This window comes from Micavibrio aeruginosavorus ARL-13, from assembly GCF_000226315.1.
GTDB classification, from domain to species: Bacteria; Pseudomonadota; Alphaproteobacteria; order Micavibrionales; family Micavibrionaceae; genus Micavibrio; species Micavibrio aeruginosavorus_B.
On record NC_016026.1, the window covers coordinates 632,893 to 652,288 of the forward strand.

Genomic DNA, 19,396 nt, shown 5'->3' on the forward strand with positions numbered 1-19,396 from the left:
CCCCATAAACGGGACCTGCATTCATGTTTGATATCAGCTGGGCCGAGCTTTTGATCGTCACGTTGGTGGCGCTTCTCGTGATCGGTCCGTCCGACATTCCGAAGGTGATGATGTCGCTGGGCCGTCTGGTCCGGAAGATGCAGCATATCCGTTTTGCTCTGACGCACCATTTTGACGATGTCATGCGCGCCGTGGATATCGAGGAAATTCGTAAATATAACGAAACATCATCCGCCGCCATTCCCGATACAAACGAAGCTGAATCCGACGATGAAGCGGATATCGTACCCGTGAAAAAAGATATTGAAAAAACCGGGGGTGCGTCATGACCAATCCGCATCAGGAACCCGATCACGTACCAAAACCACTGGTCGATCATCTGGTCGAACTGCGGACGCGATTGCTGTGGTGTTTTGTGGCCATTCTGGCCGGTACGGTTTTTTGCTATGTCTTTGTTCAGGACATTTACGGTTTTCTGGTTCGTCCGCTGGCCGATGCCATGGGGCCGGGGGATAGCCAGCGCCTGATTTACACCAACCTGACCGAAGCGTTCTTTACTTATTTGAAGATTGCTTTCTGGGGCGGGGCGTTTTTGACGTTTCCGGTTTTGGCTGTGCAAATCTGGGGCTTTATTGCACCTGGTTTGTATGGAAAGGAGCGCAAGGCCTTCCTGCCCTATCTGGTGGCGACGCCAGTGTTGTTTATCACCGGGGCCGCGCTGGTCTATTACCTGATTATGCCGATGGCGTGGCGGTTCTTCTTGGGGTTCCAAAGCACGGGGGCCGAAACAGCCTTGCCAATCCAGTTGGAAGCGCGCGTCAGCGAATATCTGGATCTGGTGATGGTGCTGATGTTTGCGTTTGGATTCTGTTTCCAGTTGCCGGTTTTGCTGTCCCTGATGGCGCGGGCGGGTATGATTACCGATGCTGTTTTGGTGCGGGGGCGCCGTTACGCCATCGTCCTGATCTTTGTTGTGGCCGCTGTGATTACGCCGCCGGATGTGATTTCCCAGATCGGGCTGGCCATTCCCTTGATCGGTTTATATGAAATTTCGATCCTGCTGGTCCGGCGCATTGTTCGTGAACGTGCCGCTGCGCCATGACCCATGCCCCTGTCGATCTGTTGGCGCGCTATAAAACCCGTGTCGCGGATGGCGGGTTGCAAGCGGACCCATATCAGGAACGCGCGATTGAATCCCTGCAAATGCTGTTGGACGATGTTCTGGCACAACCGGGCTCCCGTGGGTGGTTTGGCATAAAACGTAAAACGGCACCCATCCGCGGGCTGTATTTATATGGTCCCGTAGGGCGGGGAAAGTCCATGGTCATGGATTTGTTCTTTGCCAACTTGCCCGATGGGATCAAAAAGCGCCGGGTCCATTTCCATGACTTTATGATTGGCGTGCATGATTTTATGCATAACCGCCGTCTGGCCGCATCGGGCAAGGCGGATAATGATGTGCGCGATTCCGCTCTTCTGGCCTTTGCCGATGATCTGGCCAAAAACGTCCGGGTTTTGTGCTTTGACGAATTTCATGTCAGCAACGTGGCTGACGCGATGATTTTAGGGCGGTTGTTTACCGCCCTGTTTGACCAAGGTGTGGCTGTGGTTATGACCAGCAACCGTGCTCCGGATGACCTGTATAAAGGGGGGCTGCAACGTGACCGCTTCCTGCCCTTTATCGAATTGCTGCAGAATCGGATGGAGGTTTTGTCCCTGTCCGGTCCTGTGGATTACCGGCTTCAATATCTGGAATCGAGCGGGGTGTATTTTTCACCGCTGGGGTCCGCCGCCCATGAATGGGCCGACCAGATTTTCGCCCACCTGACTGATGGTGTCGACGCCCATGCGGATACGCTGGAGGTTCGGGGGCGGATCGTGCCCGTCATGCAAACGGCCCGCGGTGTCGCCCGGTTCACCTTTGCCGAATTGTGCGAACGTCCGTTAGGGGCCGAAGACTACATCACCATCGCCCGGACCTATCACACCATCCTGCTGGAGGGGGTGGCGAAACTGGGGTATGATCGTCGGAACGAAGCGGTGCGTCTGATGACTCTGGTGGATGCGCTGTACGATGCCGGCACGCGGTTGATCGTCACGGCGGATGCGCCGGTCGATCGTCTCTATCACGGGCATGATCATGCGTTCGAGTTCCAACGCACGGTCAGCCGACTGACCGAGATGCAGAGCACCGACTGGTTTGCCCGAACCGCCCGATCGGTCAGTGAATGGCACCAAAACGATACGGCGCGGACTGGGGCAGGGGCCTGAAATTTTCGTTTTTGCCAAATACGGCCCGTGTCGTATCTTTACTATTGCATGCCTGTGTGTGGTTTATAAAATTTAAGTAATTCAATGCATTGCGTTGTGTTGTCAAATTGCTTTTATATCCGTGCCGGATATCCTTTGGGGCTTTAAATCTTTGTGAAAGTCTTTCCTGTACATTGGTGTTACATGTTTGCATTCATTCGTAAGCTTTTGTTAAAGAACGCAAAAAGCGCTGTTCTGCCGGGTCAGGCCCCGCGGAATGATGCGCGTTACGAAATTGAAAAGCAAAAAGCGCGGTCCGGGTCGCTGGATGAACGTATGGCGATTGCGCGGAACCCGGAAACGCATCCCGAAATTCTTTATTATCTGGCCCAGACCGATCCATCGGATGATGTGCGTCATGCCGTTGCCGAAAACCATGCGACGCCTTTGCAGGCCAGTTTACTGATCGCACGGGACTCCAGCGCGGATGTACGATTGGCTCTGGCCGAACGTCTGGTTCGTCTTCTGCCCAACCTGACTCAGGAGGAGCAGGCCGCACTCTACGCACACGCGGTGCAGACTTTGGGCCTGCTCGCGCTCGACGAAGTTCTGAAAATTCGTAAAGCGTTGTCCGCGACGCTGAAGGACAAGGCCTATGCGCCGCCCTCCGTCGTATCGACTCTGGCGCGGGACGTGGAGCGGACCGTGGCGGAACCGATCCTGCGGTTTTGCGCCGCCGTGCCGGACGATGTTTTGATTGATATTCTGAAAATGCATCCGGAAGGCTGGGCTTCTGAAGCGATCGCCGGACGTGACAGTGTCAGCGGCGATGTGTCCGTTGCCGTGATCGAACACGGTAGTGCCGCCGCCGGAAAAACCCTGATTGAAAACAAAGGGGCCGACATTGGCCCGACCCTGTTGCAGAAGATTATCGACCGGGCCCGGGATTTGCCGGAATGGCAACGTTCCCTGGCCGACCATCGCACATTGCCGCCCGAGATGGCGGAGAAACTGGCCGAGTTTGCCAATGAGTCCGTTCGCCTGATTTTGGTGCGCAGTGGCAAGTTTGACCGCCGCACGACCGAGGAGGTTGCCACAGCTTTCAAACGCCGTTTGGGTTATGCCGCGAACCAGTCGGATGACAAGATTGTCGATGCAATCCCCGATGAGCTGCAAAGAAGCAGTTCACCGGATGGAAAGCCGGTAAAATCCGAGGAAGAACAATATGCCTATGCCTCCCGCATGGCGCGCGAAGGGCGTCTGGACGAAGAGATGTTGTCCGACGCGCTGGCGATGCAGGATTATGATTTTATCTATGCCGCGATCAGCATTATGGGTCGGGTGACGCTGGCCGATGTTCGTCGTGTTTTTGCCCTGCGCGCGCCTAAACCCATCGTCGCCCTGTCGTGGAAGGCGGGGCTGAGTATGCGTATGGCCCTGCGTCTGCAACAGGATCTTGGCCGCGTTCCGCCGCGGCAATTGCTGTACCCCAAGGGCGGTACGGATTATCCGATGGATGAAGACGAGCTGCGTTGGCAGCTGGAATTTCTTGGGCTGGAGGCGGCCTGACCTTATTCAATATTCTGTAAAACATGACGCGGGGCGCAGGGGGTTCTTGCGCCCTTGCCCTTGTTTGTCGTGCGCGAAGGGGCTATGTCTGTGATCAGGTTTTTCTTACCAAACAGAACGACAAAGGGAGTCTTTAAGATCATGGCACGGAACAAAATCGCCCTGGTGGGTGCGGGACAAATCGGCGGTACGCTGGCCTTGCTGGCGGGCATGAAAGAACTGGGCGATATCGCCATCGTCGACATCGCCGAAGGTGTGCCGCAGGGCAAGGCGCTGGACATTGCCGAAGCCGCCCCGGTCGAAGGGTTCGATGCGAAATATTCCGGCTCCAACGATTACGAAGTGATCAAGGATGCCGATGTCGTCATCGTCACCGCCGGGGTACCGCGTAAACCGGGGATGAGCCGTGATGACCTGATCGGGATCAACACCGGCGTGATCAACACCGTTGGTGCCAACATTAAAAAATACGCACCGAACGCATTCGTGATCGTCATCACCAACCCGCTGGACGTGATGGTTGAAGTGATGCAGCGCGCAAGCGGCCTGCCGGCGAACAAAGTCGTTGGCATGGCTGGCGTTCTGGACTCCGCACGCTTCCGTCACTTCCTGGCCGAAGAATTCAAAGTGTCGGTTGAGGATGTCAACGCCTTCGTTCTGGGCGGCCACGGCGACACGATGGTGCCGCTGGTGCGGTATTCCAGTGTGGCCGGCATTCCGCTGCCTGATCTGGTGAAAATGGGTTGGACCACGCAAGAGAAACTGGACGCGATCGTTCAGCGCACGCGCGACGGCGGTGCCGAAATCGTCAACCTGCTGAAAACCGGTTCCGCGTTCTATGCTCCGGCATCCAGCGCGATTGCGATGGCGGAAAGCTATCTGAAGGACAAACGTCGCGTTCTGCCGTGTGCCGCCCGTCTGGATGGTCAGTATGGCGTGAAGGGGCTGTATATCGGCGTACCGGTTGTGATTGGTAAAAACGGTGTTGAAAAGATCGTAGAGATCGAGCTGAACGCCGAAGAGCAGTCGATGTTCGATCATTCCGTCAGTGCGGTGAAGAGCCTGGTTGCGGCGATGGAAAAAGCGGCCTAAGGGCCGTGGGGAAAAGCGGCTGAAAGGCTGATTTTTTCAGGATTTTGCGGGGAAGGGGGCTGTGTCAGCCCCCTTTTTCTTGCCAAAGCCGGTAAAATTCGGCACTGTTTAGACATAATAATAAAAATGTAGGATTTGGGGCCGTGGGACACGTCAATTATCACAAAACCACAGAGCATGCATCGGGCCACCCCGATCTGGTCAAACGCAAATTCAATTGCGCTGGGCGTCTGTCGCATGACGTTTACGCCACCGGGTTTGAACGGGTGCGCGCGCGTGCCAGCATGATGCCCGAACAGGCCGCTACCGCCATGGGAATAAAGGCCGAAGATTATGTGGCCCTGGAACAGGGGAAAGTCCGCCCCAGCCGTAAGACGATCGAAGATTTTTGCGCGGCCTTGCGTTGCCATCCGTTGGATTTACAGGATGAAAAAGCCCATTCGCCCCTGCCACGTGTGATGATTGAAACCCTGCACGATCTGGCCGCCAACAATCAGGCCAGCCGTACCGATCGTCGCCGTGCTGTTGATCGGTTACGCATGGAGCATGAATGCGCCGCATGGATGATGCAAACCCACGGCGATACAGGATTGGATGTATTAAAAACGGCAGAGGGCGCGGTGTGTATACGCCCCATTCTCGGATCGGTTGATGGGGATATGCGTCGTTGGCTGCGGGCGGACGATCCGCGCGGCTTGATGGATGCGGCCCTGGATCATTATGTTTTTGCACTGGATGATATGGTGGATGAACAATATGCGTTGATCAATCATTGCAAATCCGTATGCAACGAAAATTATGATGATCTGCTGTCCTTTGGCTTGACGCTGTATGGGTCGAATAATTTTTTGACGGCGTTAAACCGCATGTGGGCCACAAGCCATGAACATGGATTTGACCATGTTCGCCGCGTGATCAATGATGTGCCGGACATGTTCGGGCCGATGCATGAACGGTTGTTCAAAACCGGTGCGGTAACGGTTGATGGTGTGCGGATGAATATGCGCAAGGCCATAAACCGGATGCTGGATCATGCAGAAACGCATATCAAAATGTGTGACGCGGTGAATGGAAAAACCGGTATTTTTGACCGTATTCAATCCCTGAAAAATCAGAAAGACGACATTCTGGCATGGCGTGGATTGTTAAAAACGCAAACGCTTCTGGCGTGGTGTGAAAACCATCGTCGGATTGATCTGTCCCGGCTGGATGAAGTGGACCGCGCGCTGGGCCGGGCCAGGCCAGCCGCACCGGTGTCGCAGCCGTAATCAAGACAATTGTAATCTGTTTTATGCTCCCGGCATCGGTGGGGCGATGGGGGCTTGGCGGAATTGCTGTTCCATTGTTGCGTCGACCGTCGTGCCGGCGCGTTGATAATCACCCAACGCCGCGATGGAAAACGCGGTACGCAGTGCGGGCATGCTGGCCTGTAATTCTCCCTCTGGTGCGTATGTGGCGGCAGCACTTTTTCCAGGCCTGCAGGCTTGTTCCTGAACATCTTCGACGATCGACAGCATTTTCTGGCCTGTCGGATCTTCCAGCTTCTTTTCAATCGCCTTTTCATAGGATGAAATTTGTTTATCGGCGGAGGCCTTTCCGGCCAGGCCTTTGTTCGCGTCCACTTCCCATCCGGATGCGGCTTTGCCGTCCTGTAATTTCTGCGCATTCCCCGGGCCGATATTGTAACCAGCATAAACGATGGGGAAGCTGTCCGGTTCGGCGGGGTCGACATCCAGTTTTTGTGCAATGTCCTTGCTGTAAAAGGCGGCGGTATATGTTGTGGCTTCCGGTGCTTCGCGCAGTGAATCGATCAGGTTTCCGTTCTTTTTGACGAAAGACCGAATCTCATCCCCATCCATATCCTTGGCTTTTTCATGGATTTTTTCAATTTTATCCGCTTGCTTTTTGAGGCCTTGCGCATCGAGCCGTTCGGCAATTTCACCACCGTTTTTGGCCAATGTTTCAACGACGGCGACGCGGCTGACCTGAAAATCACCTTTCACACCTGTGGGGCTGGTCATTGTGTCGTGTGTGCTGAATTCACTTTCGCGGCCCCACATGCCGACCAGCAATTCCGGCGCAACGCCTGTGGCTGCGGCGGCGTCAGGCAGCACGCTCATAACGCGGGCCTGGCGGTCGGTTAAATCATCGGGAAGGGATTGGGGTGTTATGACTCCGCCATCCTGGACCACGGCGCGTGCAGGGGTGAAATCAATTGGTTTCGCTTGTGTATTGGCTTCGGTGTTTTTGTCTTTGTCTGTTGCCATGGGCTTATACTCTGATTGACGCGGCGGTTGCTCTCCCCCTTGTTGGATTCTTTTTTTCGATCTGCGAACAATTCTAAACTGTAGATGTTAAAAAATAAAAAAGCCCGCCGGGAAAGACGGGCTTTTTAAACTGTTTTCTGGACCGTTATTGGATGGCCAGTGCCGGAATGACCGGGGCGGGGCGCTGCGGATCGGGTGTTTGATCCTGTGCCGCATCGATTCCTTGTGCCGGTTTGGCAAAGGCCAAACTGACGGGTTGCGCAGACACCTTCACGGCACCATCCGGATCGTATTTGTTGGCAGCACTGCCCGTTTCGCGGGTCAGGGCATTGGCCACTTGCTGTTCACGCTCGGCACGTAAAACGGCCACAACGGCCTGCGGCGGCACGTGCGCTTTGTTCAACCCATCGCCATGGTAATAGCTTTTCCCGGCCATATCTTTTGGCAGGGAGGCCCATTCCATGGACATGTTGCGCATGAATTGGCTTTCACTCATGTCGCCGTTCAGGAATTTGCTCAGGCCGCGGCGCTCCATCAGAACACCGGCCATTTTATCCTGCATATCCTGATCGAATTTTTCGTTCCCGCTCAGGCCCATTTCATTTTTCAAGCCGCGCAGGGTCTTCTCGATAATCTGGTAGCGGCCCGCGGCGGAGTTGCCCGGGTCGTTGTTTTGCCAGGCCAGAACTTCGTTAATCGTCATGCCGGTGAAGTTCACATGGCGGTTGCCAAAGGCCGTGTTGTAAGATTGGCCAGTCTCGTGATTTTTTTGGCTGTGTTCACCCGTGGAAATCAGGTCCAGCAGGTTCTGCGGCGGGTTGAGAACAACGGCGCGTGCTTTGCTGAAGTCTGTCTTGCTAAAATCTGTGCGGCTTTCCCATTCGCCGTCATGCGCTTTTACATCATTGCGCCAGCCGCGATACTGGGTGTCATCCATGCCCATGATACCGGCGAACAATTTGTTCAGGCCGGTTTGGCTGCCGTTTTCAGGATCCAGGAATGACATGAAGTACATCAGGATCTGGGCCAGAACCTGTTGCAGGAAGCCGAGCTGGCCATAGGCCATGGCGGGGGCAACTTGCTGGGGACCCTGCGTCAGCTTGCGCGGATCAACCCCGTTTTGTACGGGGGCGGGTTGGGCTGTGTTTTGTGTTGTATCTACCACCATAGTCCTACACCCTTGTTTTTATTCTATTTATTGGGGCCTCTGTCAGGCTCTTCCTGTCTGTGATTGCCCCCATAATATCGAAAAAGCCCCTGTTTTGTCAAACTTTTCCGGCTTTATAATCAGGCCATCCCCATGCTCATCGTTTGGCCGTTCAGGCCCGCGCGGCGGGTCTGTTCGGTCATGTCCATATCAGCGCCCGGCACTTGCGGTGTGGCCGCAGTCGGTTGATTCGGGCTGGCTGCGGCGGCAAAGGCGCTGTTCATGTCCATGCCCGGATCAATGTCGGATTTTGCGGCCGATGTGCCCACGCGACTGGTTGCGGCATCATTGCCGGTCGATGCGACCATTTCGCGCTCCGGGGCCATGCCATAACGTTCGTCAATCAGGCGTTTTGTATTGTCCATCGATGTGGAGACATAGGTGCGCAATGATTCCGGCGTTTTATCCAAAATTTGCGTGCGGTCGATTTGCTGGCTTAAAATTTGTTCGCGCGTATCCGTGTTTTCTAACCAGGCCTGATAATCATTCATCTGGTTGATTTGGGCATCGGCGCTGTTGTTGGCATTCTCCAGTTTTTGCTGGGATTCGGCCAGATTTTTTTCTGCTGTTTCCAGTTCTTGAATAGCTTCCAATTGCTCTTGCTGCGCGGCGGTCAGGTTCCCCTGCTTTTCCATCAATTCGGCTTTGGCCTGGGCCAGGTCACCCTTTGCAATGCCCAGCTCTTCAACTTTTTTCAGCTTCGCCTGAGCAAGGGCTTCCCCTGCGCTAACAACGTTTTGCAATTCTGTTTGGTTTTCCGCGAGGTCGGCTTTCAAATTGCCGATTTCCTGGCGAATGCCCACCATGCCTTCTTCGTAGTATCCGCGCAGTTCTTCAAGGCTGACACGACGTTCGCTCAGCTGCGCGTTTTCGGCTGTTTTTTCGTTTACTGTGTTTTGCGCCTGTTCGGCCTGCGTTTTTGCATCATCAATTTCGACGGTTTTGTTGATAAACTTGTCAAGGTTATCGCCGCTTTGTTGTTTCAAGTTGCTGTAGCGTTCGAAAGAGGACAGGGCATTTGCGTTGTCGAGATCGTCTTTGGAGATGTCCTTCACATCGCCATTTTGGTTGACGATCTGGCCCTGTTCATTGACGAACAGTTTGTCGCCATTTTCCGGGTCGCGCGGTGCGTTGGCTTCCATCGCGTTCAGGCGGCGGAAAACCTCGGAGTTATCGGTTGCCACGGCCATCTGCTCTTCTTTGGCCGTGTTCAACTTGTCGAGATTTTCTTCCAGAATTTGCTGGTTGGTTTCAACCATGGCCTCGTTCGCGGCCATTTGCCCGTCCAACACGGTCATTTGGGCGTCGATCTGGTTGATTTCCTGCTGGGTATTGGCTTCTTGCTCTTCCAGAACGTCAATCTGATTGTTGAGCTGTTCGCCCTCGGCTTCCAAAACGGCACGCTGTTCTGCGTTTTCTGCGATCTTTTGATCCAGAACAACGACGTCTTCGTTCAAACGCTCGACGCGCTGTTCGGCGGCCTGAACATTTTGTTCGGCTTCTTCCACTTCGCGTTCTGCCTGCGCGACACGTTCGTTGGCTTCGTTCAGGCGTTTTTGGGCTTGTTCGACGGCCAATTGGTTCTGGCGGACGTTTTCTTCCAGCTGGCGGATATATTGGCTGTAACGAATGGCCTGGGCTGTGCGTTCTTTTTCTTTCTGCTCGGCCTGGGTCTGGCCACCGCGCACGCTGCTATTCACCGGTCCGGTCGTGCCCATGCGTTCGGCCAGGGTTTCCATCGCGTTTAATTCACGTAATCCCTTGTGACCGTGTTGTGATTCATAAACGGCATCCATCACGTTTTCGGCGGCGATGGTGCGCGCATTCGGTGTTTTCACCTGTGCTTCAAAAATCGGGCTCAGGGCTTCAATCTGAATGGCCTGTTGATCCGGGCCGCTGGCTTCGGAAGCCGCGTTATTATTCTGGTTTGTTCCTTGTGAGGATGCTGACGGTGCGCTGTCTTTTGTCGCGGCGGCCTGGGGCGCGGAATTGTCAATCGCTGCGATATTGGTCGCGCTGTTGATTTCATTCGGGATCGTTTGGGATTGTGCGGCCGCATCGTTACCCAATTCCATCGCGCGTCGCGCCGATTGCAGCGGGGCGGTATCGAACAACGCGCGATCAGCCTCGGCCCCCTTCATGCCGATGGTTGTGGTCGATTCATTGAAGATGCGGCGATAGGTGCCGCGTTCGACATCATATACAGCGTTGGTTTGGTTCGGTGTTTGGCCTGATTCTGCCACTTCATATCCCCCGGGGTGTACTCACACGCCCCCATCATGCACAAAAACGAATAATATTATGTTAAAAGATCAAGTTTTATTAAAATTTTATCTATTCAAACAGGAAGATAGCCGGGGACAGCCGTTTGAAGCGGGCTTTGCAGCTTTGCAAAAGAGGGGCCGGGTGGTAAATCTCTGGGGTTAGTCTGATAACCCACCTGATCCAAACGGGGTCCAAATGAATATTCATGAGTATCAAGGCAAAGCCCTGCTGAAAAAATACGGCGTTCTGGTGCCCGAGGGCATTCCGGCCATGACGGTTGCCGAGGCTGTGGCCGCGGCGAAACAACTGCCAGGTCCGCTGTATGTTGTAAAATCCCAAATCCATGCGGGCGGCCGTGGCGCCGGTAAATTCAAAAACAATCCGGAAGGCAAGGGCGGTGTTCGTCTGTGCAAAACGGTTGATGATGTGAAAGACGCCGCCGAGGCGATGCTGCACCAGGTTCTGGTGACCAAGCAGACCGGACCGGATGGTCAGAAGGTTCAACGCCTGTACGTCACCGACGGTGTGGACATTCAAAAAGAATATTACTGCTCCGTCGTTCTGGACCGCGCAACGTCCCGCGTGACGTTCATGGTGTCCACCGAAGGCGGCATGGATATCGAAGAAGTGGCCGAAACCCACCCGGAAAAAATCATTCGCTGTGCGATTGACCCGGTGACGGGCATGCAGGGCTTCCACGCCCGCAAGCTGGCCTTCGGTCTGGGCCTGTCCGGCGATGCGCTGAAGAGCGCGCAAAAATTCTTCATGTCCCTGTACAAAGCATTCGTGGACATGGATTGCTCGATCGTTGAAATCAACCCGATGATCGTGACCGACAAAAACGAAGTGATGGCGTTGGACGCCAAACTGAACTTCGACGACAACGCCTTGTTCCGTCACCCGGACATTGCCGATCTGCGCGATGAAGCCGAGGAAGACGAGAATGAGCGTTTGGCCAAGGATTGGGAATTGTCCTATGTCCGCCTGGACGGGAACATTGGCTGCATGGTCAATGGCGCCGGTCTGGCCATGGCAACCATGGACATTATCAAACTGTATGGTGGTGAACCTGCAAACTTCCTGGATGTGGGCGGCGGTGCAACGACCGAACGCGTGACCGCAGCCTTCAAGATCATTCTGTCTGATCCGAATGTGAAGGGCGTATTGGTCAACATTTTCGGCGGCATCATGAAATGCGACATCATTGCCAACGGCATTATCGCCGCGGCGAAGGAAGTGTCGCTGTCGGTTCCGCTGGTCGTTCGTCTGGAAGGCACCAACGTTGAGCAGGGTAAGAAAATTCTGCGCGAAAGCGGTTTGCCGATCACGTCCGCGGATAATCTGGCCGATGCGGCCCAGAAGGTCGTGGATGCAACGAAAAAAGCGCTGGCCGCTTAATCACGAAAAGGATCATGAGCATGAAAAAAATCCTGTCTTTGTCCGTTCTGGCGATCCTGCTGGCGACCACGCCAGCTATGGCCCAGACTGCGGAAACCACAGCGGCGGCCAAGCGTTATGTTGAGGCTGTTCCGTCCCAGAAAATGGTTGATGAAATGTTGGACCAGTTCAAATCCAACGAACAAATCAACCTGACCGAAGCCGATATTGCGGCCATTCGCAATTCCGTCAATGCGGCCAATCTGGACGCGGTGATGATTGATGCCATGGCCAAACATTTCACGGTTGAGGAAATCAATGCACTGGCCGACTTCTATACGTCTGCGACGGGCAAATCGATCATGAAAAAGATGCCGGCTTATATGAATGAGATCATGCCGACGATTCAAAAAGCCGTGATGGATGCCGTGATTGCCGAGATGCAGAAAAAGGCACCTGCATCGGCTCAGTAATCGAAACAACCAGTAACAAATTTGGAGTGTAGGCTTATGGCCGTTCTTGTCGATAAAAATACCAAAGTGATCTGCCAGGGTTTCACCGGCGCACAGGGCACGTTCCACTCGGAACAAGCCATTGCGTACGGAACGAAAATGGTGGGCGGCGTGACCCCGGGTAAAGGTGGCACGAAACACTTGAACCTGCCCGTGTTTGACACGGTGGCTCAGGCGAAAGCAGAAACGGGATGCAACGCATCCGTGATTTATGTTCCGCCACCGTTCGCGGCGGATGCCATTCTGGAAGCCATTGATGCCGGTATCGAACTGGCCATCTGCATTACAGAAGGCATTCCGGTTCTGGACATGGTGCGCGTGCGCCGTGCGCTGGATGGGTCCAACACCCGCCTGATCGGACCGAACTGCCCGGGCATTATCACGCCGGATGAATGCAAAATCGGCATTATGCCGGGCCACATTCACAAGCGTGGCAAAATCGGCGTTGTATCCCGTTCCGGTACCCTGACATACGAGGCTGTGGCACAAACCACGGCCGCCGGGTTGGGCCAATCCACCTGTATCGGTATTGGTGGTGATCCGGTCAACGGCACCAACTTTATCGACTGCCTGAAAATGTTCCATGACGATCCGGAAACCGAAGCCATCATCATGATCGGCGAAATCGGTGGCAGTGCCGAAGTGGATGCGACGGAATATTACAAATCCTTGACCAACAAAAAGCCGATCGCTGGTTTCATCGCCGGTGTGACCGCGCCGAAGGGCAAGCGTATGGGCCACGCCGGGGCGATTATCTCCGGTGGTGCCGACACGGCGGAAGCGAAAATCGCCGCCATGAAGGCCGCTGGTTTCGTTGTTGCCGACAGCCCGGCCAGCCTGGGTCAGGCCGTTCAGGAAGCCATGAAAAAGGCCGCTTAAGCGCGATCATTCGTATTTTAATAAAAAGCGGCGAAGCCCACGGGTTTCGCCGCTTTTTGTATCCGGTTTTATTCCCCGCATTTTATGGTAGAATCGAAGGGTTATACCGAATGGGGGATGGCCACCAATGCTCGACCAATTTTCTGAAGACCAGCAAGCTTTGTTGATCGCGTTGCCCTATCGCACCGGGCTGTGGCTCAGCCAGTGTGATTCCACGGGCGGTGGCGATGCCGATGAGGCCGAGATGCAAGCCCTGCACGAAATTGTCACCGGTTTTGCCGAAGATTTCCTGAAATCCGAATTTGTTCAGGCTTTGATGGAACAAACTGTGGCGCACAAAAATGCGTGGAGCACGTGGAACCGCGACATTGATCTGGTGCCCGAGGAATGCCGCAAGGCCGTGCAGTTGCTGGCCGATCATCTGGATCGCAAGGAATTTCTGTCTTTCAAACAAAACCTGATGGAAATCGCGACCGACGTGGCGTTGGCTTATCGTGAAAACGGGGATGACAGCCTGTCGGGGCGCGTGAATGTCTATACGCGGTTGGTTTCTGAAAAGGTCCGGTCGATGATGATGGGGCGTCCGCCACGGTCATTGGATGAAATCCTGAATATTTCAGAAGCCGAACAGGCAGCACTCGACCGTCTGGCCGAGGCCTTGGATTTGGACGGACGCTTGTTCAAAGCACGTGAACCCAACGCCGCTTGATCAAAAGGAAAGAGCAACGCCATGGCCTATCTGGAGCATTTTAACGGACATGACCTCGATCTGTTGGTCGCGTTGCCGTATCGCGCCGGCCTGTTCGTCAGCAGCAGCGATTCCCAGGGTGAAAACAAAGCCGATGCCGAAGAGTTAAAAGTTCTGCACGATTTGATCGAGGCCCAGGCGAAGGGGATGTATGAATCCGCCTTCGTGCATGAAGTGATGGTCGAAACCTTTGCCCGTCGGGCCGATTGGCGCAATTGGGGCGAGCATCTGGATACGGTGCCGGGTGAATGCCGCAACACCGTTTTGATGTTGTCGCATGTGGTTCCATCCGGAAAAATTCAGCAACGCGATATTGATGCGTTCAAAGGTATCCTGCTGCAAATTGGTCTCGACGTGGCCAAGGCCTATCGCGAGTATGACCGCAACGAGAGTTGGACCGCGCGCTTCTATCGCCGTTTGGGCATCATGGTGGACGGGTTGCTGGGCATCGTGCGCGGGGAACATTATTCATCGTCCGAATTGCTGAACATCAGCTATGAGGAAGACATCGCCCTCAATACATTGGCCGAGGCCCTGCGGGCCGATCTGGTGGCGCAGGTGGAAAAAGCCACCTTGCACACGGGCGAAACGATTCCGCACACCTGATATATTTTCATAATTATATGATGGACTGGGTTTTCCTATGGATTCCCGCGCCGTACCCTTTTTTTAACCATGGGCGGTGCTATAGTCCGTGGCAGAATACTATACCCTTTGTTGTGCCGGGGCCGTCGGGGGCACACACCAGTAATGACGACAACAAACCGAGAGTGAAAAATCGTGACCTCTGAAACAGCGAAAATGAGTGTTTTGACCGGGATGAACGCGGAATATATCGCGCATCTGTACGCCCGTTACATGCAGAGCCCGGAGAAAACGGATCCGAGCTGGAAAGCCTTTTTTCAGGATTTGAACGATAACGAACTGGCTGTGTTGCAGGATTTGGCTGGCGCCAGCTGGACCCCCGATGAAAATAAACGCAGCCGCCGCGCCTTTGGCTCTAATACCGGGAATGTTGTGGGCATGACGGTGGCATCATCCGCCGCGCGGGCATCGGCACCGGCCGCATCTGCGGAACTGACCGATGATGTGCGTCGTGCAACGCTGGATTCCATTCGTGCTTTGATGATGGTGCGGGCTTACCGCGCACGCGGTCACTTGCTGTCCAATCTGGACCCGCTGGAATTGAAAGAAAAAACATACCACCCGGAACTGGACCCGGCGCATTACGGTTTTTCCGATTCCGATTATGATCGCCCGATTTTTATTGATGGTGTTCTGGGGTTTGAAACGGCGACGTTGCGCGAAATTGTCACGGCTCTGCGCCAAACCTATTGCGGGGCTGTGGGTGTTGAATTTATGCACCTGAGCGACCCGGCCGAAAAATCATGGATCCAGCAGCGCATTGAAGCACCGCGCAACCAAACCGATTTCACGGTTGAGGGAAAACGTGCCATTCTGCAACGTTTGACGGCGGCGGAATCGTTCGAAAAGTTCCTGCACGTTAAATATGTGGGCACGAAACGCTTCGGTCTGGATGGTGGCGAATCCACCGTACCGGCAATTGAACAGGTTTTGAAACGCGGGTCGCAACTGGGTGTGAAGGAAGTTGTGTTCGGTATGGCGCACCGTGGCCGTCTGAACGTACTGACCAATGTTCTGGGCAAGCCATTCACGGCAGTGTTTTCGGAATTCCAGGGCAATTCGGCCAACCCGGATGATGTTCAGGGATCGGGCGACGTGAAATATCACCTTGGCACATCCACCGATCGTGAATTTGATGGCAAGACTTTGCACTTGTCGTTGACCGCCAACCCGTCCCACCTGGAAGTGGTCGACCCGGTTGTGATCGGCAAGGTGCGTGCAAAACAGCAACAGCGTGGTGACAAGGACCGCACGCAGGTTCTGCCGATCCTGTTGCACGGTGATGCCGCTTTTGCCGGACAGGGACTTGTGGCCGAAACGTTGATGATGTCGGAACTGAGCGGCTATCGCGTCGGTGGCACCGTTCACATTGTGATCAATAACCAGATCGGTTTCACCACCATGCCGCAATACAGCCGTTCGGGCCCGTACCCGACCGACGTTGCGAAAATGCTGGCTGCGCCGATCTTCCACGTCAATGGCGATGACCCGGAGGCCGTTGTCCACGCCGCCCGTATCGCCATCGAATTCCGTCAGGAGTTCAAGAAGGACGTGGTGATCGATCTGGTCTGCTATCGCCGCTACGGCCACAACGAAGGGGATGAGCCGGCCTTCACCCAGCCGTTGATGTACAAAAAAATTAAAACCCACATGTCTGTGCGTGACATGTATTCGAACCGCTTGGTGGCCGACGGCACATTGAGCGAAGCTGAATCCAAAGCGATGGTGGATGAGTTCAACACCTATCTGGAGCAAGCGTTCGAAGCGACCAAATCCTATAAGCCGAACAAAGCGGACTTCCTGGAAGGCGCATGGACCGGGTTGAAGGTTGCCAGTGGCGATGAACGCCGTGGTGTGACCGCGATTGATGATGCGATGATGCAAAAATTGGGCAAGGCGCTGACGACCGTGCCGGCCAATTTCAACATCAATTCTAAAATTGCCCGTCAATTGGAAGCCAAGGCCGACATGTTCAAAACCGGCCAAGGGTTTGATTGGGCCACGGCGGAAGCGTTGGCGTACGGTTCCTTGGCGGCTGAGGGCTATAATGTCCGTTTGTCCGGTCAGGATTGCCAGCGCGGGACATTCTCGCAACGCCACGCTGTTGTGACGGATCAGGAAGATGAAAGCAAATATTGCTTCCTGCAACATATTGGTGGCAATCAGGGCACGTTCGAAGTGCATGACAGCCCGCTGTCCGAAGCGGCCGTTCTGGGCTTTGAATACGGTTATTCGTTGGCCGATCCGAAAACGCTGGTTCTGTGGGAAGCGCAGTTCGGTGACTTCGTGAACGGCGCACAGGTCGTGATTGACCAGTTTATTTCATCCGCTGAAACCAAATGGTTGCGCATGTCCGGTCTGGTCATGTTGTTGCCGCACGGGTTCGAAGGGCAGGGGCCGGAACATTCCTCCGCGCGCATGGAACGTTTCCTGCAAAACTGTGCGGAAGATAACTGGCAGGTGGCAAACTGCACCACCCCGGCCAACTATTTCCACATCCTGCGCCGCCAGATGGTTCGTGATTTCCGCAAGCCGCTGATTATCATGACGCCGAAATCATTGCTGCGTCATAAATTGGCGGTGTCACCGGCATCCATGATGACGGGACAATCCACATTCCACCGTATTCTGTGGGATGATGCGATGGACCAGATGAACAAGCCGAAGGACATCAAGCGCGTGATCATCTGCTCGGGCAAGGTGTACTACGACCTGTTTGAAGAGCGTGAAAAGCGCGGTCAGAAAGACGTGATCATCCTGCGTCTGGAACAATTCTACCCGTTCCCGGCGAAAGCCTTGGGCGAAGAATTGTCCAAATATCCGAACGCCGAAGTGATCTGGTGCCAGGAAGAGCCGTATAACCAAGGCGGCTGGCACTTCGTTGATCGCCGGATCGAAGATGTCTTGAAATCCATCAAACACAAATCCAGCCGTCCGCGTTACGCCGGACGCCCAGAGGCTGCCGCCCCGGCCACAGGCTTGATGAAGCGTCACAACGCGGAACTGGCCAAGTTTTTGGATGAGGCCCTCAAAGGCTAAATTTGACAGAATCTGTCCTTTTGGCGTAAAAACCCCTCTCGTGAAAACGGAGGGGTTTTTGCTCGATTTCCTGAAAATTCCCAAGGCCCGCGCGGTCTTGGATGATGGCACGGTTGAAGATGTCGTTCTGCCCACCGCACTGGCGCGGGTGGATGCGGTGGCCTATGACCCGGACCGGCATAAGGGGAAATTGCATTGCCCATCCTGTGACGTGAAGGTCCATTTCAATCGTGGCAGTGCCGTGATGTGTGGTGGCACGATGCAGGGGCAACGCCCGCATTTCAAAACCAATCCGGGCAATCCGCATGATCCGTCCTGTGCCTACATCGTCACCTATGATGATGTCGAGCATGAAGAGGTGGATCGCACACGCGGTTATCGCATTCACCTGAATCTTGCGGCGCTGTCGACATTGTTTAATGAACGCGCGCGTCATTACCAACGTGCGGATGGGCGTCGCATTGTGACGGATGATCCGCGTCTGGTCGGCCGGGAATCGCTGGCCGTGCAATCGGCATCTGATCTGATTACGCGGCTTTTAAAAAACGGCGACCCGGCACGCATTCGTGATTCCGTTGTGGTGCAGGGGAAACATATCCTGCCGTGGAATCAGTTTTTTATTCGTCATTCATCGGATGGCAAAGATAACACGCGTTTTCACGCCTTGACCGAACGTTTGTTGGGTATGAATAAAGGGGCGCGCGTTCCCGTGTTGATGGAGATACGGGCCGATCAGCCGGCGCAATGGAATCAACGTGGCGATGCGGGTGTGATGGATTCGCAAAAATTCTTCTGGCGCCGCAGTGATGGCGGAGCCGAATTTATCGCGCCGCGTTTATATCTTGATCCGCCGGCACATGGAAAAATGGCCGCTGAAACGGCGCATTTGTTACAGGCGATTACAAGCGAAGCGGGGGCGTATCTGGTGATGGGCTTTGCGCGCTTGCATACCTATCAAACACGCACTGGACTTTTGCATGCGTTGAATATCAGCGTCAGCGATGAAAGCCAGATTGCGCGCGTTGAACTGCGTAATCTGCGCAAGAAGGTGGCGGCACCCGCGCTTGCGCCTAAGCCGGACTAAAAACCTTTAGCCCGACAATTCCTGCCACGATCATGGCAATGCAGGCTAGGCGCAGCGCCGTGGCCGGGTCACCGAACAGGATAATGCCCAAAATGGCGGTGCCCACGGACCCGATTCCTGTCCACACGGCATAGGCGGTTCCAATCGGTAAATCCCGTACGGCCAGACCCAACAGGACGATGCTGACCGTCATGGCGATCAAGGTCAGGACGCTGGGGACCAGAACGGTAAAGCCCTGCGTGTATTTCAGGCCGATGGCCCAGCCGATTTCAAATAATCCCGCCAAACTCAGTAAAATCCATGCCATGTCATGCTCCATCCATAAGGGCTGGAATCAGTATAGCCTGTCCATGGGGTGGGGGTAGCCCTTGTCGCTGATATTACGAAAATAAAATGCTCGAAACTGCATAAAAACCCCTGTGTTCACTGTTGACGCTGGGGGCTGTTCGGGCCAAATTAAGC

The 19,396-nt window shown here is 54.6% G+C and carries 17 protein-coding genes; 13 read left to right on the plus strand and 4 right to left on the minus strand.

Going from position 1 to position 19,396, the window contains the following annotated elements; translation table 11 throughout:
* Nucleotides 1–23: 23 nt before the first annotated feature.
* The 6 genes from MICA_RS02970 to MICA_RS02995 all read left to right on the plus strand — a co-directional run bounded on the left by MICA_RS02970 (nucleotide 24) and on the right by MICA_RS02995 (nucleotide 6,179).
* Nucleotides 24–329 carry a Sec-independent protein translocase subunit TatA/TatB gene (locus MICA_RS02970; RefSeq protein ID WP_014102194.1) on the plus strand — a complete coding sequence of 102 codons (306 nt, stop codon included), beginning with the start codon at nucleotides 24–26 and terminating at the stop codon, nucleotides 327–329.
* Complete coding sequence (gene tatC, locus MICA_RS02975) at nucleotides 326–1,102, plus strand: twin-arginine translocase subunit TatC (protein ID WP_014102195.1); 777 nt, start codon at nucleotides 326–328, stop codon at nucleotides 1,100–1,102. The genes MICA_RS02970 and tatC overlap by 4 nt, the downstream gene beginning before the upstream one ends.
* Entirely contained in the window at nucleotides 1,099–2,271 is a 1,173-nt protein-coding gene (gene zapE, locus MICA_RS02980; protein ID WP_014102196.1) for a cell division protein ZapE, read from the plus strand. The genes tatC and zapE overlap by 4 nt, the downstream gene beginning before the upstream one ends.
* A 183-nt stretch (nucleotides 2,272–2,454) precedes the next feature.
* Complete coding sequence (locus MICA_RS02985) at nucleotides 2,455–3,819, plus strand: DUF2336 domain-containing protein (protein ID WP_014102198.1); 1,365 nt, start codon at nucleotides 2,455–2,457, stop codon at nucleotides 3,817–3,819.
* Between the two features lie 141 nt (nucleotides 3,820–3,960).
* The gene (gene mdh, locus MICA_RS02990) at nucleotides 3,961–4,911 is read left to right on the plus strand and encodes a malate dehydrogenase (protein WP_014102200.1); all 951 of its coding nucleotides are present in this window, start codon (nucleotides 3,961–3,963) and stop codon (nucleotides 4,909–4,911) included.
* A 143-nt stretch (nucleotides 4,912–5,054) separates the two neighbouring features.
* A complete protein-coding gene (locus MICA_RS02995; protein WP_014102201.1) occupies nucleotides 5,055–6,179 on the plus strand; it encodes a helix-turn-helix domain-containing protein in 1,125 nt (374 codons plus the stop codon).
* 21 nt (nucleotides 6,180–6,200) lie between these two features.
* Here MICA_RS02995 and MICA_RS03000 read toward each other — a convergent pair whose 3' ends face one another.
* The 3 genes from MICA_RS03000 to MICA_RS03010 form a co-directional block, all read right to left on the minus strand.
* A complete protein-coding gene (locus MICA_RS03000; protein ID WP_014102202.1) occupies nucleotides 6,201–7,178 on the minus strand; it encodes a hypothetical protein in 978 nt (325 codons plus the stop codon).
* A gap of 145 nt (nucleotides 7,179–7,323) precedes the next feature.
* Nucleotides 7,324–8,346, minus strand: a complete 1,023-nt coding sequence (locus MICA_RS03005) for a lysozyme family protein (protein WP_014102203.1) — start codon at nucleotides 8,344–8,346, stop codon at nucleotides 7,324–7,326.
* A 119-nt stretch (nucleotides 8,347–8,465) separates the two neighbouring features.
* Nucleotides 8,466–10,628: a coiled-coil domain-containing protein gene (locus MICA_RS03010; protein ID WP_014102204.1), complete on the minus strand. Its 2,163-nt coding sequence runs from the start codon at nucleotides 10,626–10,628 to the stop codon at nucleotides 8,466–8,468.
* Between the two features lie 217 nt (nucleotides 10,629–10,845).
* Here MICA_RS03010 and sucC point away from each other — a divergent pair, with 217 nt between their 5' ends.
* From sucC to MICA_RS03045, 7 genes are all read left to right on the plus strand, one after another.
* Nucleotides 10,846–12,048, plus strand: coding sequence for an ADP-forming succinate--CoA ligase subunit beta (gene sucC / locus MICA_RS03015; RefSeq protein WP_014102206.1), 1,203 nt, complete (start codon nucleotides 10,846–10,848; stop codon nucleotides 12,046–12,048).
* 14 nt (nucleotides 12,049–12,062) lie between these two features.
* Entirely contained in the window at nucleotides 12,063–12,500 is a 438-nt protein-coding gene (locus tag MICA_RS03020) for a DUF2059 domain-containing protein (RefSeq protein WP_236619947.1), read from the plus strand.
* Between the two features lie 36 nt (nucleotides 12,501–12,536).
* Nucleotides 12,537–13,418, plus strand: a complete 882-nt coding sequence (gene sucD, locus MICA_RS03025; RefSeq protein ID WP_014102208.1) for a succinate--CoA ligase subunit alpha — start codon at nucleotides 12,537–12,539, stop codon at nucleotides 13,416–13,418.
* Between the two features lie 127 nt (nucleotides 13,419–13,545).
* The gene (locus MICA_RS03030) at nucleotides 13,546–14,127 is read left to right on the plus strand and encodes a hypothetical protein (RefSeq protein ID WP_014102209.1); all 582 of its coding nucleotides are present in this window, start codon (nucleotides 13,546–13,548) and stop codon (nucleotides 14,125–14,127) included.
* A 21-nt stretch (nucleotides 14,128–14,148) separates the two neighbouring features.
* Nucleotides 14,149–14,772, plus strand: coding sequence for a hypothetical protein (locus MICA_RS03035; protein WP_014102210.1), 624 nt, complete (start codon nucleotides 14,149–14,151; stop codon nucleotides 14,770–14,772).
* A gap of 174 nt (nucleotides 14,773–14,946) precedes the next feature.
* Entirely contained in the window at nucleotides 14,947–17,850 is a 2,904-nt protein-coding gene (locus MICA_RS03040; RefSeq protein ID WP_014102211.1) for a 2-oxoglutarate dehydrogenase E1 component, read from the plus strand.
* Between the two features lie 58 nt (nucleotides 17,851–17,908).
* Complete coding sequence (locus MICA_RS03045) at nucleotides 17,909–18,934, plus strand: hypothetical protein (protein WP_014102212.1); 1,026 nt, start codon at nucleotides 17,909–17,911, stop codon at nucleotides 18,932–18,934.
* Here the strand turns inward: MICA_RS03045 and sugE are convergent.
* Nucleotides 18,921–19,241, minus strand: coding sequence for a quaternary ammonium compound efflux SMR transporter SugE (gene sugE, locus MICA_RS03050; RefSeq protein ID WP_014102213.1), 321 nt, complete (start codon nucleotides 19,239–19,241; stop codon nucleotides 18,921–18,923). The genes MICA_RS03045 and sugE overlap by 14 nt on opposite strands.
* Nucleotides 19,242–19,396: the final 155 nt, after the last annotated feature.

What these genes read in the sequence shown, in the direction of transcription:
- sucC (WP_014102206.1), top strand. Translation starts at nt 10,846, where the DNA reads ATGAATATTCATGAGTATCAAGGCAAAGCCCTGCTGAAAAAATACGGC.
- MICA_RS03030 (WP_014102209.1), top strand. Translation starts at nt 13,546, where the DNA reads ATGCTCGACCAATTTTCTGAAGACCAGCAAGCTTTGTTGATCGCGTTG.
- sugE (WP_014102213.1), bottom strand. Translation starts at nt 19,241, where the DNA reads ATGGCATGGATTTTACTGAGTTTGGCGGGATTATTTGAAATCGGCTGG.
- MICA_RS02985 (WP_014102198.1), top strand. Translation starts at nt 2,455, where the DNA reads ATGTTTGCATTCATTCGTAAGCTTTTGTTAAAGAACGCAAAAAGCGCT.
- MICA_RS03035 (WP_014102210.1), top strand. Translation starts at nt 14,149, where the DNA reads ATGGCCTATCTGGAGCATTTTAACGGACATGACCTCGATCTGTTGGTC.
- zapE (WP_014102196.1), top strand. Translation starts at nt 1,099, where the DNA reads ATGACCCATGCCCCTGTCGATCTGTTGGCGCGCTATAAAACCCGTGTC.
- MICA_RS03000 (WP_014102202.1), bottom strand. Translation starts at nt 7,178, where the DNA reads ATGGCAACAGACAAAGACAAAAACACCGAAGCCAATACACAAGCGAAA.
- MICA_RS02970 (WP_014102194.1), top strand. Translation starts at nt 24, where the DNA reads ATGTTTGATATCAGCTGGGCCGAGCTTTTGATCGTCACGTTGGTGGCG.
- MICA_RS03005 (WP_014102203.1), bottom strand. Translation starts at nt 8,346, where the DNA reads ATGGTGGTAGATACAACACAAAACACAGCCCAACCCGCCCCCGTACAA.
- tatC (WP_014102195.1), top strand. Translation starts at nt 326, where the DNA reads ATGACCAATCCGCATCAGGAACCCGATCACGTACCAAAACCACTGGTC.
- mdh (WP_014102200.1), top strand. Translation starts at nt 3,961, where the DNA reads ATGGCACGGAACAAAATCGCCCTGGTGGGTGCGGGACAAATCGGCGGT.
- MICA_RS03020 (WP_236619947.1), top strand. Translation starts at nt 12,063, where the DNA reads ATGAGCATGAAAAAAATCCTGTCTTTGTCCGTTCTGGCGATCCTGCTG.
- sucD (WP_014102208.1), top strand. Translation starts at nt 12,537, where the DNA reads ATGGCCGTTCTTGTCGATAAAAATACCAAAGTGATCTGCCAGGGTTTC.